This is a genomic window from Saccharothrix sp. NPDC042600 (assembly GCF_040647305.1).
Lineage (GTDB): Bacteria > Actinomycetota > Actinomycetes > Mycobacteriales > Pseudonocardiaceae > Actinosynnema > Actinosynnema mutabilis.
Map to the genome: position 1 here is coordinate 1 of NZ_JBEZBW010000108.1, position 26212 is coordinate 26212.

25 protein-coding genes and 2 riboswitches are annotated in these 26212 nt (G+C 72.1%); of the genes, 8 read left to right on the top strand and 17 right to left on the bottom strand.

Annotated features, from left to right (window positions below):
- Positions 1-152 precede the first annotated feature (152 nt).
- Positions 153-2207 carry a prolyl oligopeptidase family serine peptidase gene (locus AB0A74_RS36440; RefSeq protein WP_358256850.1) on the bottom strand — a complete coding sequence of 685 codons (2055 nt, stop codon included), beginning with the start codon at positions 2205-2207 and terminating at the stop codon, positions 153-155.
- Positions 2208-2248: 41 nt separating this feature from the next.
- On the opposite strand from AB0A74_RS36440, the gene AB0A74_RS36445 reads away from it, so the two are divergent.
- Positions 2249-2689 (top strand): hypothetical protein, encoded by a 441-nt coding sequence (locus tag AB0A74_RS36445; protein ID WP_358256852.1) that lies wholly within the window; start codon positions 2249-2251, stop codon positions 2687-2689.
- Here the strand turns inward: AB0A74_RS36445 and AB0A74_RS36450 are convergent.
- Entirely contained in the window at positions 2686-3498 is an 813-nt protein-coding gene (locus AB0A74_RS36450) for a DUF1295 domain-containing protein (RefSeq protein ID WP_358256853.1), read from the bottom strand. The genes AB0A74_RS36445 and AB0A74_RS36450 overlap by 4 nt on opposite strands.
- The gene (locus AB0A74_RS36455) at positions 3495-4721 is read right to left on the bottom strand and encodes a cyclopropane-fatty-acyl-phospholipid synthase family protein (protein ID WP_358256855.1); all 1227 of its coding nucleotides are present in this window, start codon (positions 4719-4721) and stop codon (positions 3495-3497) included. The genes AB0A74_RS36450 and AB0A74_RS36455 overlap by 4 nt, the downstream gene beginning before the upstream one ends.
- Positions 4722-4852: 131 nt before the next feature.
- Between AB0A74_RS36455 and AB0A74_RS36460 the strand changes: the two genes are divergently transcribed.
- Positions 4853-5512: a hypothetical protein gene (locus AB0A74_RS36460; protein ID WP_358256857.1), complete on the top strand. Its 660-nt coding sequence runs from the start codon at positions 4853-4855 to the stop codon at positions 5510-5512.
- An 83-nt stretch (positions 5513-5595) separates the two neighbouring features.
- Here AB0A74_RS36460 and glyA read toward each other — a convergent pair whose 3' ends face one another.
- The 8 genes from glyA to AB0A74_RS36500 form a co-directional block, all read right to left on the bottom strand.
- Positions 5596-6861: a serine hydroxymethyltransferase gene (gene glyA, locus AB0A74_RS36465; RefSeq protein ID WP_343934380.1), complete on the bottom strand. Its 1266-nt coding sequence runs from the start codon at positions 6859-6861 to the stop codon at positions 5596-5598.
- Between the two features lie 14 nt (positions 6862-6875).
- Positions 6876-7976, bottom strand: coding sequence for a glycine cleavage system aminomethyltransferase GcvT (gene gcvT, locus AB0A74_RS36470; RefSeq protein WP_358256885.1), 1101 nt, complete (start codon positions 7974-7976; stop codon positions 6876-6878).
- Positions 7977-8078: 102 nt separating this feature from the next.
- A riboswitch (glycine riboswitch) is annotated at positions 8079-8183 on the bottom strand.
- Positions 8184-8276: riboswitch (glycine riboswitch) on the bottom strand. It abuts the riboswitch before it with no gap.
- A 305-nt stretch (positions 8277-8581) separates the two neighbouring features.
- Positions 8582-8884: a DUF3817 domain-containing protein gene (locus tag AB0A74_RS36475; RefSeq protein ID WP_343934382.1), complete on the bottom strand. Its 303-nt coding sequence runs from the start codon at positions 8882-8884 to the stop codon at positions 8582-8584.
- 21 nt (positions 8885-8905) lie between these two features.
- On the bottom strand, positions 8906-9307 hold the full coding sequence (locus AB0A74_RS36480) for a hypothetical protein (RefSeq protein WP_358256860.1): 402 nt from the start codon (positions 9305-9307) through the stop codon (positions 8906-8908).
- Positions 9308-9468: 161 nt separating this feature from the next.
- Complete coding sequence (locus AB0A74_RS36485; protein ID WP_121227042.1) at positions 9469-9957, bottom strand: helix-turn-helix transcriptional regulator; 489 nt, start codon at positions 9955-9957, stop codon at positions 9469-9471.
- A 191-nt stretch (positions 9958-10148) separates the two neighbouring features.
- Positions 10149-10310, bottom strand: a complete 162-nt coding sequence (locus AB0A74_RS36490) for a hypothetical protein (protein WP_170199802.1) — start codon at positions 10308-10310, stop codon at positions 10149-10151.
- Between the two features lie 389 nt (positions 10311-10699).
- Positions 10700-11830 (bottom strand): CaiB/BaiF CoA-transferase family protein, encoded by a 1131-nt coding sequence (locus AB0A74_RS36495; RefSeq protein WP_358256862.1) that lies wholly within the window; start codon positions 11828-11830, stop codon positions 10700-10702.
- Positions 11830-12978: an acyl-CoA dehydrogenase family protein gene (locus AB0A74_RS36500; RefSeq protein WP_358256864.1), complete on the bottom strand. Its 1149-nt coding sequence runs from the start codon at positions 12976-12978 to the stop codon at positions 11830-11832. Before AB0A74_RS36500 ends, AB0A74_RS36495 begins: the two co-directional genes overlap by 1 nt.
- A gap of 106 nt (positions 12979-13084) precedes the next feature.
- Here AB0A74_RS36500 and AB0A74_RS36505 point away from each other — a divergent pair, with 106 nt between their 5' ends.
- The 3 genes from AB0A74_RS36505 to AB0A74_RS36515 are packed head-to-tail and all read left to right on the top strand — an operon-like array spanning position 13085 to position 16852.
- Positions 13085-13528: a GNAT family N-acetyltransferase gene (locus tag AB0A74_RS36505; protein WP_358256866.1), complete on the top strand. Its 444-nt coding sequence runs from the start codon at positions 13085-13087 to the stop codon at positions 13526-13528.
- A 55-nt stretch (positions 13529-13583) separates the two neighbouring features.
- A complete protein-coding gene (locus tag AB0A74_RS36510; protein ID WP_358256868.1) occupies positions 13584-14786 on the top strand; it encodes an acetyl-CoA C-acetyltransferase in 1203 nt (400 codons plus the stop codon).
- A complete protein-coding gene (locus AB0A74_RS36515) occupies positions 14786-16852 on the top strand; it encodes a 3-hydroxyacyl-CoA dehydrogenase NAD-binding domain-containing protein (RefSeq protein ID WP_358256870.1) in 2067 nt (688 codons plus the stop codon). Before AB0A74_RS36510 ends, AB0A74_RS36515 begins: the two co-directional genes overlap by 1 nt.
- Before the next feature lie 127 nt (positions 16853-16979).
- On the opposite strand, the gene AB0A74_RS36520 is transcribed toward AB0A74_RS36515, so the two are convergent.
- The 6 genes from AB0A74_RS36520 to AB0A74_RS36545 all read right to left on the bottom strand — a co-directional run bounded on the left by AB0A74_RS36520 (position 16980) and on the right by AB0A74_RS36545 (position 23924).
- Positions 16980-17648, bottom strand: a complete 669-nt coding sequence (locus AB0A74_RS36520; protein ID WP_358256872.1) for a DUF899 domain-containing protein — start codon at positions 17646-17648, stop codon at positions 16980-16982.
- Positions 17649-17685: 37 nt separating this feature from the next.
- A complete protein-coding gene (locus AB0A74_RS36525) occupies positions 17686-18087 on the bottom strand; it encodes a metalloregulator ArsR/SmtB family transcription factor (RefSeq protein ID WP_358256874.1) in 402 nt (133 codons plus the stop codon).
- Positions 18077-18508, bottom strand: a complete 432-nt coding sequence (locus AB0A74_RS36530) for an SRPBCC domain-containing protein (RefSeq protein ID WP_358256876.1) — start codon at positions 18506-18508, stop codon at positions 18077-18079. Before AB0A74_RS36530 ends, AB0A74_RS36525 begins: the two co-directional genes overlap by 11 nt.
- A 71-nt stretch (positions 18509-18579) precedes the next feature.
- Positions 18580-21993 carry a phosphodiester glycosidase family protein gene (locus AB0A74_RS36535; RefSeq protein ID WP_358256877.1) on the bottom strand — a complete coding sequence of 1138 codons (3414 nt, stop codon included), beginning with the start codon at positions 21991-21993 and terminating at the stop codon, positions 18580-18582.
- A gap of 100 nt (positions 21994-22093) precedes the next feature.
- Positions 22094-23089 carry an AraC family transcriptional regulator gene (locus AB0A74_RS36540; RefSeq protein ID WP_358256879.1) on the bottom strand — a complete coding sequence of 332 codons (996 nt, stop codon included), beginning with the start codon at positions 23087-23089 and terminating at the stop codon, positions 22094-22096.
- Between the two features lie 256 nt (positions 23090-23345).
- Positions 23346-23924: a DM13 domain-containing protein gene (locus AB0A74_RS36545; RefSeq protein ID WP_358256880.1), complete on the bottom strand. Its 579-nt coding sequence runs from the start codon at positions 23922-23924 to the stop codon at positions 23346-23348.
- A gap of 123 nt (positions 23925-24047) precedes the next feature.
- Between AB0A74_RS36545 and AB0A74_RS36550 the strand changes: the two genes are divergently transcribed.
- The 3 genes from AB0A74_RS36550 (at position 24048) to AB0A74_RS36560 (ending at position 26018) form a co-directional block, all read left to right on the top strand.
- Positions 24048-24452 (top strand): hypothetical protein, encoded by a 405-nt coding sequence (locus tag AB0A74_RS36550; protein ID WP_358256882.1) that lies wholly within the window; start codon positions 24048-24050, stop codon positions 24450-24452.
- Positions 24449-25546 carry a winged helix DNA-binding domain-containing protein gene (locus AB0A74_RS36555; protein WP_358256883.1) on the top strand — a complete coding sequence of 366 codons (1098 nt, stop codon included), beginning with the start codon at positions 24449-24451 and terminating at the stop codon, positions 25544-25546. Before AB0A74_RS36550 ends, AB0A74_RS36555 begins: the two co-directional genes overlap by 4 nt.
- Positions 25547-25640: 94 nt before the next feature.
- Positions 25641-26018 carry a hypothetical protein gene (locus tag AB0A74_RS36560; RefSeq protein WP_358256884.1) on the top strand — a complete coding sequence of 126 codons (378 nt, stop codon included), beginning with the start codon at positions 25641-25643 and terminating at the stop codon, positions 26016-26018.
- The last annotated feature ends 194 nt before the right edge of the window (positions 26019-26212 follow it).

Genomic DNA, 26212 nt, shown 5'->3' on the forward strand with positions numbered 1-26212 from the left:
AGGAGCGAAGGGTGGTTGCCTCCGGCAGGCCGTACGGGGAACGAACCGACGCCCTTCCACCCCCGGGGGCCTGCCGCGCGGCGAGCGCCGCTTTTCGCTTTGGCTCTTCGCTCTTCGCTCTTTGCTCTTGAGAGCGCAGCCCACCGCCCCGGTCAGCCCAACGACTTCTTGAGGAAGTCGACCTGCAGCAACAACAGGTTCTCGGCCACCTGCTCCTGCGGCGTCATGTGCGTAACCCCCGACAACGGCAACACGGTGTGCGGCCGCCCAGCCGCCAACAACGCCGAAGACAACCGCAACGTGTGAGCCGCCACCACGTTGTCATCGGCCAACCCGTGCACGATCATCAACGGCCGCTCCAACTTCGGAGCGTCATCGATCAACGAGTTGGCGTCATACACCTCCGGCTTCTCATCCGGGTGGCCCAAGTACCGCTCGGTGTAATGGGTGTCGTACAGCCGCCAATCGGTCACCGGCGCACCCGCGATCCCCGCGTGGAACACGTCCGGCCGCCTCAGCACCGCCAGAGCCGACAGGTATCCGCCGTACGACCAACCCCGGATGCCCACCCGCGACAGGTCCAGGTCCTCCTCCAGCGCCGCGACCGCCTGCAACGCGTCCACCTGGTCTTCCAGCGTCGCACCGGCGAAGTCGAACGCGATCGAGCGCTCCCATTCCGGCCCGCGGCCCGGCGTCCCCCGGCCGTCCACCACCAGCACCGCGAACCCCTGGTCCGCCAGCCACTGCGAGGCCAGGTAGGCGTTCCGCGCGTACAGCACCCGCTGGGCGTGCGGACCGCCGTACGGGTCCAGCAACACCGGGAGCTTGGTCCCCGCCACGTGGTCCCGCGGGAACAACAGAGCCGCCCGCAGACCGCGCTCGCCCACCGTCAACAACCGCACTTCCGGCGTCAGGACCGGCGTCTCGGCGTGTGAAGCGATCTCGTGCGCGCCGACCGACACCTTCGCCCCGAAGTGGTCCAGCCCGCTCCACGACAGGACCACGGTGTCCCCGCCGCGAGCCGCCGCGTGCACGCCCGGTTCGGTGGTCAGCGCGACCACCTCGTCCGCCGTCACCCGGTACACGTGGACCTGGGTCGGGTCGTCGGTGGACGCCGTGACCAGGACGTCCTCGCCCACCTCCACCACCGAGCGGACCTGGAAGCCGTCCGGGGTCCACGCGGTGCCGTCCACCACCAGGCGGTTCGCGCCGTCCACGGGCAGCACCCGCACGAGCTTGCCGTCCGGGGTCCACGCCGGCGCGCCGGGGACGATCTCCAGCCACACCGGGTCGGTGTCGTCCGCCACGACCTCGACGCCGTCCGGCCCGACCGCGAGCACCTGGACGCGTCGCTGGTCCCGGGTCTGCACCTGGAGCAGCGGGCGGCCGTTCGCGGACCAGCTCGCCGTGTTCAGGTACGGGAACGTCGCGTTGTCCCAGGTGACCGGCGTCCGGGTGCCGTCCGGGCCGAGGATGAAGACCTCCACGACGGCGTTGGGCGTGCCGGCCGCCGGGTAGGCGATCTCGGCGGCCGGGGTGGCCGGGTTGGCCGGGTCGGCGATGTGCCAGCGGGTCACCGGGGAGTTGTCGGCGCGGGCCGCCAGGACGTGCTCGCCGTCCGGGGAGAACCAGTAGCCGCGGTAGCGGCCCATCTCCTCCGCCGCCACGAACTCCGCCAGGCCCCACGTCACGTCGGGGTGCTCCGGCGAGGCGAGCACGCGGTCCTCGCCCGTCTCCAGGTCCACGACGTGCAGCGCGCCGCCGGTGACGTAGCCGACGCGGCGGCCGGTCGGGTCCAGGCGCGGGTCCAGGACGCTGCCCGGCACGGGCAGCTCGCGCACCGCACCGGTCCCCAGCTCGACCACGAACAGGCGGCCGGACAGGGCGAACACCGCCTGCCGGAAGTCCGCGTCGGTCGCGTAGGCCACGATGCCCGCCGCCTGCTCGCGGCTGCGCTCGCGGCGCGCGCGTTCCTCCGGCGACAGGTCCTCCGGGTCGGTCAGGAGGTCGTTCGGGTCCACCAGGAGCCGCTCGGTCCCGGTGGCGGGGTCGAACGCCCACAGGCCGTTCGCGCGGCTCGTGGCCGCGGCGGTGCGCAGGAAGTACACGCGGTCCCCGTCGGGTGCGACGGTGAAGTTCCGCGGAGCGCCAAGGGTGAACCGCTGGGTGCGCGCTTGCTGGCGCGGGAAGGAGGTCTCGTTGCCCACGGGCACACCCTATTCCGGCCCGGACGGCTAGTCTGCGGGCCATGCGACTGGTGTGGCTCGCGGCGGCCCTGGTGGTGGCCGGCTGTTCGTCGTCCGCCCCCTCGGACGACCGGTTCCTGCCGAACGAGACCAGCCCCCAGTCGGCGGCGGAACTGGAGGCCAACGCCGGCGTCCGCCTCCCCTCGGGCACCGTCCTGCTGTCGGCCGCGCGCACCTCGCTCAGCGGCGGGCTGGAGAGCCGGGTGATGGCGCAACTGCGGATGCCCGCCACGGCCGTGCCCCGGTTCCTGGCCGACAGCGGGTTCGGCGAGGCCGTGCCGGACCAGCGGACGATCACCGACGCCGACTTCCCCGACAGCGGCACGTGGCACCCGGACAAGGCGCAGAAGGTCGCCGGGGCGACCGCCGGCAACCGCAAGGTCATGATCGACCTCGGCCACCCCGACGACGTGACCGTCTACGTGGTCACCCTCCAGCTCTAACCCACCTTCCCGCCCCTGGGCGGCAGCGGGAAGAACCCGCTCGTGCGCTCCACGTACTCCCGATACCCGGGCCGCCGCCGCACGATGTCCTTCTCCAGCAACGGTTTCCCGCTCCCCTTGACCAACAGCAAGGTCATCACGACCGGGCTCACCACCACCAGGAACCCGTCCGGCAGGGCGAACAGGAACAGCCCCCACCACACGCAGGCGTCGCCGAAGTAGTTGGGGTGGCGCGTGTACCGCCACAACCCCTGGTCCATCACCCGACCGCGGTTCGCCGGATCGGCCCTGAACCGCTCCAACTGCCAGTCCCCGACCGCCTCGAACGCGAACCCGACCGCCCACACCACGACACCCAGCACGTCGAACACGCCGAGCGGGTCGTCGCGGTACGCCGCGAACTGCACCGGCAGCGACACCAGCACCATGATCGCCGCCTGCACCAGGTAGACCCGGTACATCTTGGCCACCGGGTTGCCGCGCGCCCGCCGGTACATGTCCACGTACCGCTGGTCCTCGGACTTCTTCCGGTTGCGCGCGTGGATGTGCCACCCCAGCCGCACACCCCACACCACGGTCAACGCCGCCACCAGCACCGCCCGCGCCGACTCGCCCGCCGGCACCGCCCGCGCCGACTCCCCCGCCGGCACCGCCTGCACCAGCGTCAGCACCGCGACGACCGCGAACCCCGGTCCCCAGAACGAGTCGATGAGGTCGAACCGCTTGCGCCGCACCGCCACCGCGAACAACGCCGACACCAGCACGACGACCGCGACCGCCGACCAGAGCACGTTCCACCCGAACGTCACGCCAACGCCTCCGGCCGCCGCGCCAGCACCTGGTCCACGCCCATCCGCCCCTCCTCGAACGTCAACGCGCCACCCGCGAGGTACAGCCGCCACACCCGCGCCTGCCCCTCGCCGACCAGCCGCACGGCCTCGTCCCAGCGCTCTTCCAGCGTCCGCGCCCACGCCCGCACGGTCCACACGTAGTGCTCGCGCAGCGCCTGCACGCCCCGGACCTCGAACCCGGCACCCTCCAGGTGTCCGAGCGTCCGGCTGAGGGGCCGCATGTGCATGTCAGGAGCCACATAGGACTCAATGAACGCGCCACCGCCGGGCGCGTTGGCACCACGGGACATCTGTTGCAACAACAGGTGCCCGCCCGGCTTGAGCATCCGGTGCAGCACGCCCGCGTACGCCGGGTAGTTCTCCTCGCCGACGTGCTCGCCCATCTCGATGGACGACACCGCGTCGAACGGCTCGCCGGACACCTCCCGGTAGTCCTGGAGCCGCACGGTCACCAGGTCCGCCACACCCTCCGCCGCGATCCGGGACTCGACGAAAGCCTTCTGCTGCGCCGAGATCGTCACGCCCGTCGCCCGGACACCGAAGTGCTTGGCCGCGTGCACGACCATCGAACCCCACCCGCACCCGACGTCGAGCAGCCGCATCCCGGGTCGCAGCCCCAGTTTCCGGCACACCAGGTCGAGTTTCGCGTGCTGCGCCCGGGCGACGGTCATGTCCGGCGACGAGAAGTACGCGCACGAGTAGGCCATGCTCGGGTCCAGCACGAGCTGGTAGAACGCGTTGCTCAGGTCGTAGTGGTGGGCGATGGCGCTGCGGTCGCGGGCTCGGGTGTGCCGGCGGCCGGACAGCCGGGCCTCCTCACCGGGCGGCGCGGGGCGCGGGCCGACGACGCCCAGGCGCACGGCCGCCCGGAAGGCGACCACCAGGTCGGCGGGTTTGGGCTTGCCCACCGCGCCCCGCCGGGCCAACGCCCAGAACCGGGCCAGGCCCTCGGTCAGGTCGCCCTCCACGTCGAGCTCGCCCGCCACGTACGCGCGGGCCAGGCCCAGCTCGTCGGGGTTCCACAACAGGCGGCGCAGGGCGCGGCGGTCGCGGACCACGGCGACCGGTCCGTCCTGCGGGCCGGCGGTGCTGCCGTCCCACGCGCGCAGCCCCACGGGCGGGCTCGCGCCCAGGACGCGTTCGACGACGGTGGCGAGCCGGCCTGCGGTGCTGACGGCCACGGACTCCTCCTCACGGGTCTGGTGCCCGGACGTTCGCGCCGACCCCCTGTCTTGGTTCGCCGCTGAACCGCGGTCGTGACCGGGCCGTAATCGTCGGTGGAGCGACCGACGCCATCGAGGAGGAGTTGAGTGTGATCCGACGAAACCGCATCGCCATCGCCGCAGCGGGTGGCATGGCGGCCGTGCTCGCGCTGGTCATGTGGAGTTCCAACGCCGTCGGCCTGCAAGGGACCAACGTCGCGCAGACCGAGCAGGTGGGCGCCGCCGCGCAGGCCGACTACGGGGACGTCCCACCGGCACCTCCGGCCGCCGCGGAGACCCCCGCCGCGCAGGAGCCCGCCGCCGAGGCGACCGAGGAGACCCCGGCCGGCCAGGCCGCGCCCGCGCCGTCCGGGCCGGGCGTCACGCTGGTGGCCAAGAGCGTGCCGAAGATGGGCGACGTCGTGCAGGACGGCGACGGCCGCACGCTGTACCGGTTCGACAAGGACACGCCGAACCCGCCCAAGTCCAACTGCGAGGGCAAGTGCGCCGAGACCTGGCCGCCGCTGCTGGCCGGCGGCGCGCCCAAGCTGGAGGGCGTGGACCCGGCGCTGGTCGGCACGGTGAAGCGGGCCGACGGGACCGAGCAGGTGACGTTGGCCGGCTGGGCGCTCTACACGTACTCGAAGGACGAGGCGCCGGGCCAGTGGAAGGGCCAGGGCGTGGGCGGCACGTGGTTCGTCGTGCAGCCCGACGGCAAGCGCAACGTGGAGTGCCTGCCGCCCGGTGTGGCGGCGCCCTCCGGAGCCTGAGTCCACCCCCGAAGAACATGACCCCCGGCCTGGGGTTGGGCCGGGGGTCATGTGTCGCCTCGCTCAGCGGGTCGGCGGAACCCTCACAGGTTCGGGTAGAGCGGGTGCTTCGCGGCCAGCACCTCGACGCGCGAGCGCAGCTCGGACAGGTCCGCGGCCGGCTGGAGGGCGGTCGCGATGATGTCGGCCACCTCCGCGAAGTCCGCCGCGCCGAAGCCGCGGGTGGCCAGGGCGGGCGTGCCGATGCGCAGGCCCGAGGTCACCATCGGCGGGCGCGGGTCGTTGGGGACCGCGTTGCGGTTGACCGTGATGCCGACCTCGTGCAGGCGGTCCTCGGCCTGCTTGCCGTCCAGCTCCGAGGCCACCAGGTCCACCAGCACCAGGTGCACGTCCGTGCCGCCGGTGAGCACCTTCACGCCGGCCGCCGCCGCGTCGGGCTGCGACAGCCGCTCGGCGAGGATCTTCGCGCCCTCGACCGTGCGGCGCTGGCGGTCGGCGAACTCCGGCGACGCGGCGTGCTTGAACGCCACCGCCTTGCCCGCGATCACGTGCTCCAGCGGACCGCCCTGCTGGCCGGGGAACACCGCCGAGTTGATCTTCTTCGCGAGGTCCGCCTCGTTGGTCAGGATCACGCCGCCGCGCGGACCGCCGAGGGTCTTGTGCGTGGTCGTGGTGACGACGTGGGCGTGCGGCACCGGGCTCGGGTGCAGGCCCGCCGCCACGAGACCCGCGAAGTGGGCCATGTCCACCATCAGGTACGCGCCCACCGAGTCGGCGATCCGGCGGAACTCCGCGAAGTCCAACTGGCGGGGGTAGGCCGACCAGCCGGCCACGATCAGCTTCGGCTTGTGCTCCTGCGCCAGCGCCTCGACCTCGGCCATGTCCACCCGACCGTCCACATCGGACACGTGGTAGGGCACGACGTTGTAGAGCTTGCCGGAGAAGTTGATCCGCATGCCGTGGGTCAGGTGGCCGCCGTGCGCCAGGTCCAGGCCCAGGATCGTGTCACCGGGCTGGAGCAGCGCGAACATGGCGCACGCGTTGGCCTGCGCGCCCGAGTGCGGCTGCACGTTGGCGAACCCCGCGCCGAACAGCTCCTTGACCCGCGCGATGGCCAGCCGCTCGACCACGTCGACGTTCTCGCACCCGCCGTAGTAGCGGCGGCCCGGGTAGCCCTCGGCGTACTTGTTGGTCAGCACCGAGCCCTGCGCCTGGAGCACCGACACCGGCGTGAAGTTCTCCGACGCGATCATCTCCAGCGTGCCCTGCTGCCGGCGCAGCTCGGCCGCGACCGCCTCGGCGACCTCGGGGTCGAACTCCGCGAGGGAGGTGTTGAAGTGCTCGGACATGGTGGGGTTTCTCCCTACGAGTTGCGCTTGTAGAACGGCAGCGACACGACCTCCACGGGCTCCTGCCGGCCCCGGACGTCGACGGACAGCTTGGTGCCGGGCTCGGCGTGCGCGGGCGGCACGTAGGCCATCGCCACGGAGTAGCCCAGCGTCGGCGACAGCGCGCCACTGGTGACCTCGCCGATCGCGTTGCCCTCGGCGTCCAGCACGGCGTAGCCGTGGCGGGGGGCGCGGCGGGACTCGGTCTTCAGGCCGACCAGCTTGGCCTCGACGCCCGCCTCGGCCACCTTCGCCAGCGGCTCGCGGCCCACGAAGTCGTCCGGCTTGTCCAGCTTGACCACGCGGCCCAGGTTGGCGTGGTAGGGCGTGCGGGACGTGCTCAGCTCGTTGCCGTACAGCGGCATCCCGGCCTCCAGGCGCAGGGTGTCGCGGCAGCCCAGGCCGGCGGGCTTGAGGTCGTGCGGCTCGCCGGCGGCGAGCAGCGCCTGCCACACGTGCGGGGCGTCGGCGGGGTCGAGGAACAGCTCGAAGCCGTCCTCGCCGGTGTAGCCGGTGCGGGCGAGCAGCGCGGGCCGGCCGGCCACCTCGGTCGGGTAGGAGGCGTAGTACTTGACCGTGGCCAGGTCCGTCCCGGTCAGGCCCGCCAGGATGGCGACCGCCTTGGGGCCCTGCACGGCCAGCAGCGCGTAGTCGGTGGACTTGTCCTCGACGGTGGTGTCGAAGCCCTCGGCGCGCTCCCGCAGGGCCGCGAAGACGACGGCGGCGTTGGAGGCGTTGGCGACGACCAGGTACTCCTGGTCACCGGTGCGGTACACGATCAGGTCATCGATCACGCCGCCGTCGGCCTGGCAGATCATGGTGTAGCGGGCGCGGCCCACGCCGATCGCGGACGCGTGGCCGACCAGCGCGTGGTCGAGCGCGGCGCCGGCCTGCGGGCCGGTCAGGACGATCTCGCCCATGTGCGTCAGGTCGAACAGGCCCGCCGACGTGCGCACGGCGTGGTGCTCGGCCAGCTCGCTGTCGTAGCGCAGCGGCATCCGCCAGCCCGCGAAGTCGGTGAACTGGGCGCCCAGCGCCTCGTGCTCGGCGTGCAGCGGCGTCCGGCGGGTTTCCACGGGGTCCTCCCTGATGGCGGGCACGGCAGTGGCGCCGACCGGGTGGGTCGGCCTGCCGCTACGAAGGATGACACGGTCCATCGAGACTCCTCGTCCGAGTGAGCCTCCCCCTCTGTCATGAGCCTGAGAGCTTCGCCGGGACCCCGCACGTCGGCGGGGGCGGCTTGCACCGTGGGCGAGGCGCTGGCGCCTGCTTTCCAGAGTTGCCTTCGTCGGGCGGTAGCTGTGCCTGAGAGATTCCGGGGAGGAGTTGCTCCTTCGGCGCCCCGTAGTGGGTGGGGACTCTCCCGCGCGACATCGACGGCCGTGTTCAGTTGGTACCGCCAGACGCTAGTTGTGCCTGGTCGGCCCGGTCAACACGAACCCGGTCACCACGGGCGCGGCCGACGCTCGCGAGACCGCCGCGGAAGCGGCCCGACCGGAGGTGGCGGCGGCCCGACCGAGGCTCGTGGCGGCCCGACCAGGTGTGGCGGCGACCCGACCTGAGGTGGCGGCCCGCCCGAGGCTCGTAGCGACCCGACCAGGTGTGGCAGCGGCCCGACCGGACGTAGCGGCGGCCGACGCGGAGGTGGCGGCGGCCCGACCCGGGGTGGCGGCCGGCGTGGTCACAGGGCGCGCTCGGCCTTCACGCTTTCGACGACCTTGCGCTCGGCGTAGAACGACACGAACGGGATCGTGCCGGCGAGCAGCACCAGCGCGGTGCCCTTGAGCGACCAGCGGGCCTTGAGGGCCAGGTCCACCGTGATCACCAGGTAGATCGCGTAGAGGAAGCCGTGGACCGGGCCGACGACCTTCATCATGCCGTCCTGGTCGCCGAGGTACTTCACGCCCATCGCGGCCACGAGCAGCAGCAGGCCCACACCGACCACGTAAGCCATGAACCGGAACCGGCCCAACGCACCGCTCATCGCCCTACCGACCGCCTTCGCTCACCGCTGGTCCCGCGCGTGGAGTTCGCGGAGGTAGCGGTTGTAGGCCGCCAGCTCGTCGTCCTCGTCGTCGTGCGCGGGTGTCCTGACGGGGTCCACGGTAACGACCGGCTCCGACGGCGCGGCCACCGGCTCCCCCGCCACCTGCGACGACGTGTCCGCGCCCACAGCGGCGTCCGCCGCGCGCCGCTGGGCGGCGAGCTTGCGCATCCGCCACACCATGAACGCGGGGAACAGGCCGAACAGGGGCCACTGGAAGACGTAACCGAGGTTCTGGAAGGTCCCCCCGGCCTGGGAGAACCGCTCCCACTGCCAGTAGGCGAGACCGCAGCAGACCACCAGCGAGAGCACGCACACGACCGCGATCGCCACACGTTGGGGGGTGATGAGGCCGCTGCGCACGACTCAAGGGTACTTCGGGCCACCGACGGGGCGACCCCCAACCGGGATGGGCTCCCCGCACAGGAGCCCGCCCTCCCGGATCACGCTAGTCCCGACCACGTCGCGCCCTCACCGCGCGACGCCCTTGCGCTGCGCCACGCTCGCGCGTGGCGCGCCCGACATCACGCAACGCCGTCCCGGCGCTGCCGCTGCAGCCTGGCGACGCACCACGCCGCCGCGCTGCCCCGACGCAGGTGCTGGAGCACCGTCATCGGCCCGAGCCGACGTCCCAGGTCGGCGGGCGTGAGCCCGGCGGCCCGGTAGTCGAGGGCGCGCTGGTCCAACGGGCTGATGCCCGCGTCCCACCACGCCTCCGCCTCGGACAGGTCGCCCACGAGCTGCCAGTAGCTCGCTGCCGCGGCCAGCAGGACCTCGGGCACCTCGGGCGCCCGCTTCCGCATCGCCGCGACGTAGGCCGGATCCGCGGACTCGACCTTCACCAGGCCCCGCGGTCCACCGTTCGCCCGCTGCACGGGGATGCCCGGGGCGGACGGCGGGGCCTCGGCCAGCCACTCGTCCTTGATCCGGTTCACCTCGCGCAGCTCGGCGTCGTCCGAGCGCTCGGCCGCCCACTGCCGCAGCAGCTCGTCGACTCCGGAGTCCTCGACCATTCTGCCTCCTCGTCGGTCGAAGATCAGCCAATGCAGCGCACCGTATTAGCGGGTACCGACAACCGCTAGACCCCGGTTTGTCAAAAACCCTGTTACCAGCACGTTATAGCCCTCATTCCACCCAGACGGTCCAACGAGGGAGGCCAACCGTCACGGATGGTGAGCAGACCACCGGGCACCCGCGGCGGGGACTAGTTGAACAGGCTCCGGACGAACGTGATGATCGACTCGGCGCCCTGGCGCAGCCACCCGAGGGCCGTCTTCACCGCCTCGGCGGACTGGTCGGGCTGGGTGATCAGGAGGAACAGCAGCAGCGCGACGGCCGCCAGCGTCACCACCTTCTTGACGTTCACCGGTGTCTCTCCGTCCGTTCACAGGTGCGCGGCGACGGGCCGCGTGCCCGCCGGGTTCGCCCACATGGTCCCTCATTCACCCGGACGATGGGTCCGGAACCCGCCGTGATCCCACGACCGGGCGTAGAAGAGGACGCACTGCCCCGCGTGGGCGGTGACCCGCATCACCCGAACGGCCGATCAAGCGCCCCTCGGCGCCCGCCGATGACCAGGGTGCGGGCCACTCGCCCCCACTCCCCCAGGCACGAGCACCGAGGTTCAGCCACATCGTCGGCAATCTTGAGCACATCACCCACTTGCGCGACACACCCACGGCGTGTCATTAGGCCGAGGTACGGCCGTCCCATTTCCCGGCACCACTCCGGACGATTTGTCGCACCCTTTTCGCATCAACCCACGACACCGGTCCGTCGCAGTTCCGCAATATCCGCTTCACCCAGTCCGAGGAACTCCAGCACCTCGTCCGTGTGATGTCCCGCGGCGGGCGGCGCGGACGGTCCGGCGGCCGGCGTGCGGTCGAAGCGCGGCGCGGGTCCCGGCTGAGCCAGGCCTGCGACCTCGACAAACGTCCCGCGCGCCCGGTTGTGCGGGTGCGCCGGGGCCTCGTCGGGCGCGAGCACGGGCGCCAGGCACGCGTCGGTGCCCTCCGCCAGCGCCGCCCACTCGTCCCTCGTCCGGGTGGCCACCGCCTCGGCGATGCGGGCCCGCAGGGCGGGCCACCGGGCCGGGTCGTGCCGGTTCGGCACGTCGGAGTCCGCCAACCCCAGCAACACCAGCAGATCCGCGTAGAACTTCTCCTCCAGTGCGCCGATGCTGACGAACTTTCCATCCGCTGTGGCATAAACGTCGTAGAACGGCGCGCCGCCGTCGAGCAGGTTCGTGCCCCGCTCGCCGGCCCACGCGCCGGCGGCCTTCATGCCGTGCAGGAACGTCGTCAGCAGCGCCGCGCCGTCCACCATGGCCGCGTCCACGACCTGCCCGCGCCCGGACCGCTCCCGCTCGTACAGGGCCGCGAGGATGCCCAACGCGAGCAGCAGCCCCCCGCCGCCGAAGTCGCCGATGACGTTGAGCGGCACCGTGGGCGGCTGCCCGGCGCGGCCGATCGGCTCCAGCGCGCCCGCGAGCGCGATGTAGTTGATGTCGTGGCCCGCCCGGTCGGCCAGCGGGCCGTCCTGGCCCCAGCCGGTCATCCGGCCGTAGACCAGCCGCTGGTTGCGCGCCAGGCACTGGGCCGGCCCGATGCCCAGCCGCTCGGTCACGCCCGGCCGGAAGCCCTCCACCAGGACGTCGGAGCGCTCCACCAGCTTGAGCACCAGCTCCGCGCCCTCCGGCCGCCGGATGTCCACGCCGATGGACCGCCGACCGCGCCCGAGCACGTCGCCGGGCACCGCCGGCCCGCCGGACACCCGGTCCACCCGGACCACGTCCGCGCCCAGGTCCGCGAGCACCATGCAGCCGAACGGCGCGGGCGCGAGGCCCGCCAGCTCGACGACCTTCAGCCCCGCCAGCGGCCCGCCCACTAGAGGGACCTCGCGATGATTTCCTTCATGATCTCGTTCGTCCCGCCGTAGATCTTCTGCACGCGCGCGTCCGCCCAGGCGCGGGCGATGGGGTACTCGGTCATGTAGCCGTACCCGCCGAAGAGCTGCACGCACTCGTCCACGACCCGGCACAGCCGCTCGGTGGACCACCACTTGGCCATCGCCGCGGTGGGCACGTCCAGCCGGCCCGCGAGGTGCGCCTCGATGCACTCGTCCACGAACGCCCTGGTCACGCGGGCCTCGGTGGCGCACTCGGCGAGGGTGAACCGGGTGTTCTGGAACTTGATCAGCTCCCGGCCGAACGCGGTGCGGTCCTTGACGTACTCGACGGTCAGGTCCACGGCGGCCTCGATGCCCGCGATGGACGCCACCGCGATGATCAGCCGCTCCTGCGGGAGTTGCTGCATGAGCTGGATGAAGCCCTGGCCCTCGGACGAGCCGAGGAGGTTGGCGGCGGGCACGCGGACGTCGTCGAAGAACAGCTCGGCGGTGTCCTGGCCCTTCAGCCCGATCTTGTCCAGCACCCGGCCGCGCCGGAAGCCCGGGGTCGACGCCGTCTCCACGACCAGCAGGGAGATGCCGGTCGCGCCCTGGCCGGGGTCGGTCTTGGCGACCACGACGACCAGGTCGCACTGCGCGCCGTTGGTGATGAAGGTCTTGGAGCCGTTGATGACGTACTCGTCGTCACGCCGGATGGCCCGGGTCTTGATGTTCTGCAGGTCCGAGCCGCCGCCGGGCTCGGTCATCGCGATGGCGCCCACGAACTCGCCGCCGGCGAGCTTGGGCAGCCAGCGCTGCTTCTGCTCTTCGGTGCCGTAGGCGTTGATGTAGTGCGCCACGATGCCGCTGTGCACGCTGTTGCCCCACGCGCTGTCGCCGGCGCGGGCCTGCTCCTCCAGCAGCACCGCCTCGTGCGCGAACGTGCCGCCGCCCCCGCCGTACTCCTCCGGGATGGACAGGCACAGCAGGCCGAGGTCGCCCGCCTTGGTCCAGAAGTCCCGGTCCACCTGCTTCTGGGCGGCCCAGCGCTCGTGGTGGGGGACCGATTCCTTCTCGAAGAACGTCCGGGCGAGCTGCCGCAGCTGGTCCAGGTCGTCCGTCATCCACGGTGAACGGCGAGTAGGCATGTCACCGACGGTCCCACCGCGGGCGGCCACCCGCCATGACCGCCGCACCCACAGTCGCCCCGAGATCGTGAGCGCAATTGTCAGGGTGGTGCGCAACACTGCGGTCATGAAGCTCCGCAGGCTGTCCCCCGGGGACTGGGTCACCTGGCGCGACCTGAGGCTCACCGCGCTGGCCAGCGACCCGCAGGCGTTCGGCTCCACCCTGTCCCGGGAGCAGGGCTACGACGAGGACCGGTGGCGCGAGCTGCTGCACCCGAGGTGGGGGGTGAAGGTCGTGGCCGAGGCTCCGGATCCGGCCGGGCTCGTGGCGGGCGTGCCCCACGAGGACCACGACGATGTGCTGTACCTCTACTCCATGTGGGTGAAACCGTCGTTCCGGAAGAGGGGTGTCGGCGAGGCCCTGGTCCGCGACGTGGTGGCGTGGGCCCGTGAGCACGGGTGGCGGCGGGTGCAGCTGAGGGTGTTCCGCGGCAACCTGGCCGCGCGGCGGCTCTACGAGCGGCTCGGCTTCTCCGGCGAGGACGAGGTCATGCAGCTCGCGGTGAGCTAATAAGTCACTCCGCGCGGTCATGGGCTTGGCCGTCCCCGCTGCCTACCGTGGGAGCATGAGCGAAGCCTTGATCTTCGACGCGGTGCGCACACCGCGTGGCAGGGGAAAGCGTGGTTCGCTGCACAGCGTCAAGCCGATCACCCTCGCCTCCGGGGTGCTCGACGCGCTGGCGCGGCGCAACGACCTGGACACGTCGGTGGTGGACGACGTCGTGCTCGGGGTCGTGTCGCCGGTCGGTGAGCAGGGCTCGGACATCGCCCGGACCGCCGTGCTGGCGGCCGGGTGGGACCTGCGGCCCGCGGGTGTGCAGCTCAACCGCTTCTGCGCGTCCGGCCTGGAGGCGGTGAACCTGGCCGCGGCGAAGGTGGCGTCGGGGTTCGAGGACCTCGTGGTCGCGGGCGGCGTGGAGTCGATGTCGCGGGTGCCGATGGGTTCGGACGGCGGCGCGTGGGCGGCCGACCCGGAGACCAACCTGCGCACCAGCTTCGTGCCTCAGGGCATCAGCGCGGACCTGATCGCGACGCTGGAGGGCTTCAGCCGCGAGGACGTGGACGCGTGGGCGCTGCGCTCCCACCAGCGGGCCACGCTGGCGCGCGACAAGGGCTACTTCGAGAGGTCCCTGGTGCCGGTGGTGGACCAGAACGGCACGGTCGTGCTCGACTTCGACGAGGCGATCCGGCCGGAGACCACGCTGGAGGGCCTGGGCGGGTTGAAGCCGTCCTTCCAGTTCCACGGCGACCTGGGCTTCGACGCCGTGGCCATCGACCGCTACCCGTCCGTCGAGCGCATCCGGCACGTCCACACGCCGGGCAACTCGTCGCAGATCGTGGACGGCGCGGCGGCCATGCTCATCGGCAACGCCCGCATCGGGCAGGACCTCGGCCTGACCCCGCGGGCGCGGATCGTGTCGGTCGCGGTGGTCGGCAGCGAGCCGACGATCATGCTCACCGGCCCGGCCCCGGCGGCGCGCAAGGCGCTGGAGAAGGCGCGGCTGTCGGTGGAGGACATCGACCTGTTCGAGATCAACGAGGCGTTCTCGTCGGTGGTGCTGAAGTTCCAGCGCGAGCTGGACCTGCCCGACGACAAGGTCAACGTCAACGGCGGCGCGATCGCCCTGGGCCACCCGCTGGGCGCGACCGGCTGCATGATCCTGGGCACCCTGCTCGACGAGCTGGAGCGCCGGGACCTGCGCCGGGGCCTGGCCACGCTGTGCGTGGGCGGCGGCATGGGCATCGCGACGATCATCGAGAGGGTCTGATGGCTATCCACTTCGAGCGCGACGACGAGGGCGTCGTCACGCTGACCATGGACATGTCGGGCTCGGCGAACGTGATGAACGCCGAGTACCACGAGGCGATGGGCGAGGCGGTCGCCAAGCTGGAGGCGGTGCGCGACGAGATCACCGGCGTCGTGCTCACCTCCGCCAAGAAGACGTTCTTCGCGGGCGGCGACCTGAACCTGCTGGTGCGGGTCACCCCGGAGAACGCGGCCGAGGCGCTGGGCTTCCTGGAGGACATGAAGGGCCAGCTGCGCCGGCTGGAGAAGCTGGGCAAGCCGGTCGTCGCGGCCATCAACGGCAGCGCGCTGGGCGGCGGCTTCGAGATCGCGCTGGCCTGCCACCACCGGGTCGTGCTGGACGACGACCGGATCAAGCTCGGCCTGCCCGAGGCGACGCTGGGCCTGCTGCCCGGCGGCGGTGGCGTGACGCGGCTGGTGCGCCTGCTGGGCGTGCAGCCCGCGCTGCCGCTGCTGATGGAGGGCAAGCAGCTCCGGCCGCAGCGGGCGTTGCAGGCGGGGATCGTGCACGCGCTGGCGTCGTCGAAGGAAGACCTGATCGCCCAGGCGCGGGCGTGGATCAAGGCCAACCCGGCGCCGGTGCAGCCGTGGGACCAGCCCGGGTACACCGTGCCGGACGTGAAGTTCGGCGACCCCAACGTCTACAGCCTGCTGGCCGCCGCGCCGGCCGTGCTGCGCAAGAAGACCCACGGCGTGTACCCGGCTCCGGAGAAGATCCTGGCGGCGGCCGTCGAGGGCGCGCTGGTGGACTTCGACACGGCGCTGAAGGTCGAGGGCCGGTACTTCGTGGAGCTGGTGACGGGCCAGGTCGCGAAGAACATGATCGGCACGTTCTGGTTCCAGCTCAACGAGATCTCGGCGGGCGGGTCGCGTCCGTCCGGTGTGGACGCCACGAAGGTGACCAAGGTCGGCGTGCAGGGCGCGGGCATGATGGGCGCGGGGATCGCGGAGGTGTCGGCCAAGGCGGGCATCGAGGTGGTGCTCAAGGACGTCACCCTGGAGGCCGCCACGCGCGGCGCGAACGGCAACCCGGGCGTCACGCCGACGGACTCCGACGCCGACCTGGCCGGCTGCGACCTGGTCATCGAGGCGGTGTTCGAGAACCGCGAGCTGAAGAACAAGGTCCTGCCGGCGGCCGAGGCGGCGGCGCTGCCCGACGCGGTGATCGCGTCGAACACGTCCACCCTGCCCATCACCGGCTTGGCCGGGGCCGTGCAGGACCCGACGAAGTTCATCGGCCTGCACTTCTTCTCGCCGGTGCCGAAGATGCGCCTGGTCGAGATCATCGTGGGCGAGCAGACGTCGCCGGAGACGCTGGCGCGCGCGTTCGACTACGTGTTGCAGATCGGCAAGACGCCGATCGTGGTCAACGACAGCCGCGGGTTCTACACGTCGCGGACGTTCGGCACGTACGTGACCGAAGCGGTGTCGATGATCGCGGAGGGCGTGCGGCCGGCGTTGATCGAGAACATCGCGAAGCGCTCGGGCATGGCGGTCGGGCCGCTGGCGGTGTCCGACGAGGTCACCCTGACCCTGCAGCTGAAGATCCGCGACCAGACGCTGGCCGACGACCCGGACATCGCCGGCGCCCTGGGCGACCACCCGGCGTTCAAGGTGTTGGAGGAGCTGGTCGCGGAGGGCCGGACCGGCAAGTCCGGCGGGGCGGGGTTCTACGAGTACCCGACCGACGGCGGCAAGAAGTTCCTGTGGCCGGGCCTGTCGCGCTACGCCCGCGAGGACGCGGGCGTCACCGAACAGGACATCGAGGACCGCCTGCTGTTCATCCAGTCGCTGGAGACCGTGCGGTGCCTGGACGAGGGTGTGCTGAACTCGGTGGCGGACGCGAACGTGGGCAGCGTGTTCGGGTTCGGCTTCGCGCCGTGGAGCGGCGGGACGCTGCAGTTCATCAACTCGTACGGCGTGAGCGAGTTCGTGGAACGCGCGGACTACCTGGCCGACACCTACGGCGAACGCTTCCGCCCGACGGCGTCGCTGCGCGAGAAGGCCGCGAAGAACGAGAAGTTCTGACCTGCTGAGCACGACGACCGCCGCGCCGATGTGGCCCCCCGTCACACCGGCGCGGCGGTCTTCTTCAGCCGCCCAGCGGCAAGCTTTCGCCGATCTTGGGAGCGCCTCAGCGCGACCGCTTGAAATCTCAAGAAGCGGCTTCGTCGTGCCAGATCCACCACTGGTAAGGCGGAGTCTGCGGGTATCCCTCGGGCGAGTCCTCCCAAGTCTCCTGGCGACCCAGAGCCGTGATGTCGAGGTACGCCCAGGTGCCGCCCATGGCCTCATCCCCGCGGTTGTCGAGGAAGTAGGTCCGGTAGACCTTGTCGTCCTGTCGGATGAAGGCGTTCGTGCCGTGCCACTGGTCGACGCCGAAGTCCTGGTCGAAGTCGTCGGTGATGGTGTGCCACGGGATGTGCTCCCAGCCCATCCTCGCCTTGATCCTCGACAGGTCCTCCTGACCCGCACGGGAGGCGAACACGAGGGTCGTGTCCCGCGCGTTGAGGTGCGCCGGGTGGGCCACCTGGTCGGCCACCAGGGAGCAGCCCTTGCAGCCGTGCTCCGGCCAGCCGTGCACGCCCGGGTCCATGAAGGCCCGGTACACGATCAGCTGGCGGCGGCCCTCGAACAGCTCCAGCAAGGACCGGGGACCGGCCGCGGTCTCGAAGCGGTAGGGCTTCGTCACCTCCAGCCACGGCATCCGGCGGCGTTCCGCGGCGAGCGCGTCCTTGGCGCGGGTCAGCTCCTTCTCCTTGACCAGCAAGGCCTCGCGGTGGGCGTCCCACTCCTCGCGGCTGACGATCGGCGGCGTCTTCACCGGGCACCTGCCCGCGGGGGGACGTGGCTCAGCTCGGTCATGTCCGTTCTCCTGGTCCGTGTGGTTGGTCCGTGCGATCGAGGTGCTTCTTCAGGGCTGCCAACGGGCCGTCCCAGTCCCGGGCCAGCGCCGCCAGGAACTGCTGGGCCACCTGCATGGGCGTCGAGTCCAGGCGGTAGCGCACGCGGCGGCGTTCGCCCGGTTCCGCGGTCACCAGACCGGCCTCGGCCAACAGCGCCAGGTGCTTGGCGATCGCCTGCCGCGTGATGGGCAGCCGGTCGGCGAGGTCGGTGGCGGTGGCGGGGCCGCGCGCGGCGAGGGCGGCCAGGATCGACCGCCGGGTCGGGTCGGCCAGGGCGGTGAAGACCCGCTCGGCGACCGTCTCCGCCTCAGACCCGACCGTCCCCGCGTCGGGTCCGGCGGTCTCCTCAGGCCGCATCGAGGACGTCGACCAGCTCGCCCAGCTCGCTGCGCCAACCCTGCGAGTGGGCGTCGTAGGCCTTGCCGTGGCGGTCGTCCGGGAGCTGGGCGAACCCGGACTCCACGACGGTCAGCCGGGTCCCCGGGCCGTGCGGTTCGAGGGTGAACTCGACGTACGTGCGGCGCGGGTCGTCCTCGGGCATGCCGTGCACGCGCCAGGTGAACCCGAACACCGACGGCTCCTCGACGCGCTCGACCCGCATCTCGACGGCGTCGCCGCTCTCCCAGGACATCGTGACCTCACCACCGGGGCGCAGGTCCACCGTCGCCCGGTCGCCGAACCAGGACGCCAGGCCCTCCGCGGTGGTGATGGCCGTCCAGACCCGCTCGGGCGGCTGCGCGACCTCGACGGTGCGCTCGATGCGGTCGGGGAAACCCATGACTGACCTCCACGTGAGTAGCAACCGGATGGTTGCCAAAGTATGGCAACCTTCCGGTTGCGTCAAGCGGGTCAGGCCACCCGACGACCCCACTCCGGCCACGTGAAGGCCACGTCCGCGCGCCGGGTCATCCCGTTCACGGTCACGGCCACCGTCACCCGCGCGGCCCGGAACGCGGTGAACCGGCCGGTCTCGGGGTCCAGCCACGCGGCGTGCCAGGGGCGCAGGCCGGGCGCGGGGCCGACGTGGACGTTCGGCGACGCGGTCCAGTCCGCGCTCACCGGGTAGCGGACCGGCACCTGCCGCGACCCCTGGGTCAGGGTGGCGGCGACGGTCTCCGGCGTGCCGACGACGGCGACGTCCGGCGCGGTCAGGGTCAGGGCGTCCACGTGCGGACGGATCTCGGCGGCGACCCAGTCCTCCCGCCGGTGGTCCACGCCGAGCAGCGTCCAGCCGGAGAACCCGCCCTCCGCCGGGGACTTCCCCGAGTTGCCGTTGATCAGGTACGGCACACCGTCCACTCGGGACGCGTGGAACACGCCGACGTGCGCGCCGATGAACAGCGCGCCCTTGCCGGTCGTGCGGCGGAAGTCGGCCAGCCAGTCCTCGACCAGGTCGGCCTCCATGCGGTCGTTGAGCTGGCTGCCCTTGGTGGGCGTCGGGTCGCGCGGCGGGTGGTGTTCCATGACCACCACGGAGTGGACGTCCTCGTGGTGCCGCAACGCGTCCCGCAGCATCGCGGCCTGGTCGAAACCGCCGCCGCGCACCGTGCCGGTGGACGAGTCCAGCAGCACGAACCGGGTGCCCTTGTGGTCGAACGTCCGGTTGGTGGCCCCGAACTCGCGGCGGAAGTTGTCGATCGTGCCCGGCCCCATGATCTCGTGGTTGCCCGGCACGTAGTACCAGGGCAGCTCGTCGCCCAGCTCCTCGGTCAGGATCCGCCGGGCCAGCGCCAGGTCGGCGGGCGCCGCCTCGTCCACGAAGTCGCCGTTGACCACGACGAAGTCCGGCTTCTGCGCCTTGATCTCGCGCAGCGTGCGGCGGGCCGAGCGGACGAGGTCGCTGTCCGGGTCGCGCGCCACGAACTGGGCGTCGGACAGCACGGCGAACCGCCACGGCCGGTCGTCCACCGTGCCGTCGCGCACCACGACCCGGTCGGACACCGGCGGCGCGGCGGGGAGTTCGACCGCGGGCGGGACCTTGGCGACGATGTCGTCCACCACCACCTCGCCCTTGTACTGGCGGTCGGCCTTGGTCTCGATGGTGTAGAACCGGTTGATCCGCAACGGGAACGCCAAGCCCGCCGGGACCGGCACCTCCAGGTACCTCCACCCCGTCCACGTGATGTACGGGCCGTACAGGGACCTGGTCAGCCCCGCGTTGTCGGTCACGGTGAACGCCGTCCACTCGCCGCGCCCGTGCCCGTACACCCACGCGCCCAGCGCGAGCGGCTGTCCCTCGACCACGATCGGCTTCGGCGGGATCGCGTACGCCGTGCGGGTGCCGGTGGACTGGCTGAAGTCGTAGGAGATCTTCAGGCCCGCGCCGGTGCGCCCGTCCGGGACCGGCGTCACCGAGCCGGAGCCGCGCGCCGAGCCGAACGTCCAGGACGCGCCGTCGTCGAAGCCCGCGACCAGCTCCTCCTCCAGCCCGACGGTGACCGCGATCCGCACCTCCTGGCCGGCGACCCGCGCGGTCACCGTGGTGGCTCCGGGCCGGAGCGCGGTGACGGTGAACGAGCCGTTGTCGCCGGGCGCGATGTCCACCACGGAACGGTCGTGGTCCAGCGTGAGGTCCGTCGGCTCGATCGGCGCGGTGAAGCCGTCCGGGTCGTGGCCGATCACGCCGAACGTGCCGGTCGTGGTGAGGCTGAGCCGGTTCGTGGTGGCGGACAGGCGGGTCAGCGGGCCGAGGACGGTCAGCTCCACCTCGCCGGTGACGCCCCCGCGCCGGGCCACGGCCTTCGTCGTGCCCGGGGTGTGGCCGCGGAACACGCCGTCGCGGACGTGCCCGACGAACGGGCGCGTCGAGTGCCACGAGTGCGCGTCGTCGCGGGCCGGGCCGTAGGTCTCGTCGTAGCCGTCGGCGACCAGCCTGCGGGTCAGGCCGGGGAACACCCGCTCGGGGTGGCCGCCGGGCACCGTGTCCGCCCCCGGCGCGCGGCGCGGGTCGATCGCGGTGCGGGTCCAGAACCCGACCAGGTCGCCGCTGCCCTCCGGCGCGTACAGCGCGAGGCCGTTGGGCACCGGGCGTTCCCCGCCGTCGGACGGCGTGTTCTCCACTGTGACGGCGTCCGTGCCGGGGGTGCGGGCGAGCAGGGTGGACGAGCCGCCGCCGTCGAGGTTGAGCGCGTTGTGCGCGCCCATCTCCTTGAGGGCCGCGGCCACGTCCTTGAGGTTCAGGCCCAGCAGGAACGGCGCCTGCCGCCCGTCCACGGTGAGCACGAACATCCGCTTGCCGTCCGCGGAGAACCCGACCGCCGTGCGCGGGTGCAGCGGGTCGTCCGGGGCGACGACCCGGCCGTCCTTGAGCAGGAGCTGGTTGCCGCCGACGGCCGCCTTGAGCGCGCTGCCGTCCTGGGCCTTGGTGGTGTGGTCGACGGTGACCCTCTCCCCGACGGGCAGGGCTTTCAGCACGTCAGCGCCGGTCTCGCGGCCGACCAGGACGAAGCCGTCGGCCGGGATCGGGTTGTCGCCCGCGCTCGTGCGGTGCTCGGTGACGACGTCGCCGCGGACCACCACCTCCTCGACCTTCGTGGCGCCGCGGACCGCGCGGGAACGGCTGTAGGAGCCCCAGAGCGGGGTGAACACGCCGACGCCGTTCGCGGCGATGGACGCGCTGTTGAGCTGGTTCAACGGGATGGTGGTGCCGTCCGCGCGGGTGATCCGGCCGTCGAACAGGACGTCCATGACCCGGCCGATGCCCGCGGCGTCGATGCCGACCGCGCGGCGGTGGTCGGCGGCGGGCGACTTGACCGTGCGGCCGTCCTGGACTCCGACGCCCTCGGGGGCGTTGGAGTTGTTGATGTCGAAGAAGTCGCCGTTGACCGCCGCGACCGCGCGGGTGCGGGCGGCCTGCGCGGACAGGGGTTCGGCGGCGGTGACCGCGCCGGGGTGCAGGTAGTCGACGCGGGTGCCGGCGGTGAGGTCGACGGTGAGCGCGTCGCCGCGGACCCAGCCGCCCGCGTCACCGGGCTCGTACCAGTCGAAGGAGCTGAGCTCGACGCCCGGCGCGACCGGCCGGGTGGTGCGCGCGGTCTCGATGCGGCGCTCGACGGCGGACCGGGCGGCGGGCGCGTCGGGCAGGTCGGGGGTTTGCCGGTGGGGCGCGGGATGCTCGGCCCCAGGCGTGCTCAGGCCCGAACTGTCGGTACCACCTGGGACAATGGTGTCGGGGGCCGGAGGCCGCGGGTCGGCGTCGGCCGGGGTGAGGGGGACGAGGGTCAGGACGGCGGCGACCACGAACGGTCGGAGGCGTCTGGGCACGGGGACTCCCGCGGTGTGGTGAATGAGTTACCCGCTGCCAGCCAACCTCGTGAGAGCTTGGCGGAACACCGGCCGTTCGGAGCAAGTGCGACCACCCGCCCTACTGGGTAGCAGCACCCGTCCGGTAGGCGCCAGGGCTGTTGCCCGTCCAGCGCTTGAACGCCCGGTGAAAGGCGCTGGCCTCGGAGAACCCCAGCCGCAGCGCCAGCTCCTCGACCGACTCGCCGCCGCGCACCAGGCTCGCCACCGCCTGGTCGCGCAACAGCTGCTCGCGCACCTCGCGGAACGACGTCCCCTCGGCCGCCAGCTTGCGGCGCAGCGTCGGGGCCGACACCCCCAGCCGCGCGGCCACGTTGTCCAGCCCGACGACCCCGCCGCCGAGCATCCGCCGCACCTGGCTGGAGAAGTCCGCGCCGTAGTCCCGCCGGGACAGCAGCTCGCCCGGCGAGTTGCGCAGGAACCGGCGCAGCGCGGCCTCGTCCTGCACCACCGGCATCCGCAGGAACCGGGTGTCGAACGCCAGCACGGTCTCCGGCGCGCCGAACCGCAGCGGGCAGCCGAAGATCAGGTGGTACTCGGCCGCGTGCGGCGGCTCCGGGTAGGCCAGCTCCACCCCGCGCAACGGGATGCGCCGGCCGATCAGCCACGACGAGAACCGGTGCCACAGCACCAGCAGCGACTCCACCAGGAACCGGTCCGGGTCGTCCACGCCCTCGGTCGCCAGGGTGAACCGGGCGACGCCGCCGCGCTCCCCCAGCGTCATCTCCGGCCGCACGTCGAACAGCGCGTAGAACGCCAACCCGCGGCGCAGCGCGTCCTCCAGCGACGAGCAGTGCACGGCGAGCAGGCACATGGTCGGGAACGTGCCGCGCTTGCTGCGCTGCGGCCCGAAGCCCATGAACTCGTCGTCCAGCACCTCCCACAGCGCCTGGATCAGCCGGGAGTACTGGGCGGGCGTGACCCGCGCGCGGTCGTCGGCCAGCAGCGCTTCGGGGATCCCGGCGGCGGCGAGCAGGCCGGCCACGTCGTGACCGTGCCGCCGCGCGCCACGCAGGGCCGCCTTGACGTAGTGGATGGCGATGGTCCTCGTGAGCATCACTCACAGTGTGGCAGGAACGGCGCACAGCCGAAGGCGGCGACGCGGTGTGGGGAGAGAGAAGGTTCCGCGCCGCCGCCCCCGGTGGCCCACCCCAGTGAGCCTGGCTCCTCGCCGATGGGGCATCCGCCCGCCCATCCACGAGGGACGTCTTCCGTTGTGTTCATCACCACTTTAAGTGGTCTAGACCAGATGCGTCAATACTGCGAAAAGGCTATACCTGGTATAGACCATCCTTGTTTGTTTCCCCCGTGTGTCACGACTGTTCCAGCGGTGCGACGGCGAACCCGGCCGAGAACCGCTTGCACCAGATCACGACGCTGCGGACGGTCGTCAGGTCCGCCCCGGCCGGCACGTCGTAGACCTGGTTGCCCTGGTTGGCCTTCAGCTTGCCCAGGCTGGTGAACCCGGTGCCGAACGCCGACTCGGGCGAGTCCGACGACTTGTCCGACAGGTACACGTACAGGTCCGGACCGTCGCTGGTGTCCAGCGACTCGAACTGGACGGCGTGCGTGCCGTCCGGGCGCCGCACCAGCGACGCGCTGCCGGTCGTGGCGTGCTCCAGCGACCGGAACGGCCCGGACGCCAACGCCACCGGACCCGCGGGCGCCGCGTTGGTCGTCGTGGGCGCGGCGCCGGCCGTTCCCGTCGGCGTTCCCGTCGCGGTTCCCGCCGCCGTCTCCGTCGGCGTTTCCGAAGTGGACACCGGCACCAGCAGCGCCTCGTCCGCCGTCCGGTCGGTGACCAGGCGCCAGGGCTGGAACAGGTACAGCCCCACCGCCAGCGCGACCACCAGCACCGCCGACACCCCGATCAGGACACCACGCTTGGACATGACCTCGCCTCTTCCGATTCGTCCGCTTGTGCTCAACTCTGACGAACCGGACGCCTCAGAGAGTCCCGGAAACGCCTTACGAACTTCTGACGTCCGGCTGTCGGCGCGGGTTAGGGTCGCCGGGTGGGTGAACGGACCGGACTCGTGGTCGTGACGGCGCTGATGGTGGGCTGCGCGGCGCTCGGCCCGTTCCCGCACCCGGTGCCGCTGCTCTTCGCGATCGCCGCCGCCGGCGCGCTGAACGCGGTCTTCCCGCTGATGCGCACGTTCGGCTCGGCGCTGCTCGGCGGGGTCGCGGCGGCCGCGGTCGGCATCGCGGCGGTGCCGTTCGTGACGTGCTCGGCGGAGCGGTTCGGTGACGTGTTCACCTGCACGGGTGACGCTCCCACGTGGCACATGACCGGGTCGGTGCTGGTGGCGGGGTTGTCCGGCGCGGCGCTCGTGCTGGCCCGCGTCCTGGGCACGGCCGAACTGGAGCGGCGACTGGCCGCGATCGAGCACGCGGTGCGCGAGAAGGGGTACGAGTGAGCCTGACCTGGGGGCGCGTGGCGGCGTGGCGCACGCGCGCGCACAGCCTGGACGCGCGGCGGCCGGCGGCGGACGCCCTGGACGTGGTGTCGGAGCTGTGCGGGCTGCACGCGCAGCTCATGTCGTCCGCCGCGGCGACGCTGCACGCGCGCGTCGAGGGGCTGCCGGCGGACTACGTCGAGCGGGCCCTGTGGGAGGACCGGACGCTGGTCAAGACGTGGTGCATGCGGGGCACGCTGCACCTGCTGCGGTCCGACGAGTACGCGCTGTGGCAGGCCGGGTTCGGGACGTACCGGCACTACACCAAGCCGGTCTGGCACCGGGGCTTCAAGATCACCGCCGAGGAGTTGCAGGCGCTGCTGGACGGCGTGTCGGAGGCGTTGAAGGGCCGGGTGCTGACCCGGGCCGAGCTGGCCGACGAGGTGGCGGCGCGGACGTCCGAGCACATCGGCGAGAAGTTGCGCGAGAGCTGGGGCGCGTACCTCAAGCCGGCGTCGTTCCAGGGCCGGCTGGTGTTCGGGCCGGGCGAGGGCCAGTTGGTGCGGTTCACCCGGCCGGACACGTGGATCGAGGTCGGCCCGCCGCCGGCCGACCCGGTGCCGGAGATCGCCCTGCGGTGGTGGGGCGTGCAGGGCGTGGCGACGCGGGAGGAGTTCGCGCGCTGGTGGGGCGTCAGCCCGGCGGAGGCCGGCCGGGTCCTCAAGGCGTTGGGCGAGCGGGTCGTGCCGGTGGACGTCGAGGGCGCGCCGCACTGGGCGCGGGCGGATCTCGTGACAGCGTTGCGGGAAGCCGAACCGGTGCGCGGCGTGCGCCTGTTGCCCGCGTTCGACCAGTACGTGGTGGCGGCGACCAGGCACGCGGCGAACCTGATGACCGGCGGGTCCCCGGACCTGGTGTACCGCCCGCAGGGCTGGTTGTCGCCGGTGCTGCTGGTGGACGGCCTGATGGCCGGGGTGTGGTCCCAGGAGCGCAAGGGCGGGCGGGTCCTGACAACTGTTGAACCCTTCGGCTCGTTGACCGCGAAGGTGCGGAAAGCGGTGGTCGCGGAGGCGGGCCGGTTGGGCGAGGCGGTCGAGGTGGTGTGGGCCGGGTGAGCCCGGTGGATCAAGCGGTACTGTTCTGCCGCTCGGATCTGCCGCTCGGACGGGATGTCGGGCACGGCGTCGGGCAGGACGGAGGGGGTCGGCTGTGCGTGTGGTGTGGGCGGCGTGCGGCCTGGCCGTGGCGGCGTCGGCGCTGACCGGCGTGCTGGTGGGCGTCTACATCCACAACGTGGACGAGGGCCAGAAGGCGGAACCGCCGGCGTCCACTTGGATCACGAGCCGTTCGACCACTTCGTCCACCGAACCCCCGGTCACCGGCACCCCCACGACGGAGGCCGCTTCGGCTCCGAGGGCCTCGACGTCCGCGCCCCGGGTGACCACCACGACCACGGTGACGACGACTCCCGAGGGAACCACGCCACCACCGCCCCCTCCGCCCGCGCCTACTACGACGAGGACCAAGAAGACCGAGTGGCCTTGCGGACCCCTCAACCCGCTGCCGCCTCCTCAGTGCGACGAGTGAGCTTCGCCCTTCCGGGCTGAACCGCCGGCCCGCCCTCAAGATCGAACGCGCTTCGCGTTCTCAAGATCAAAAGCGGCGCTCGCCGCGCGGCAGGCCCCTGGGGGTGGAAGGGCGTCGGTTCGTTCCCCGTACGGCCTGCCGGAGGCAACCACCCTTCGCTCCTTCTCGCAACCGGAAAAGCTGGTTGCGAGAAG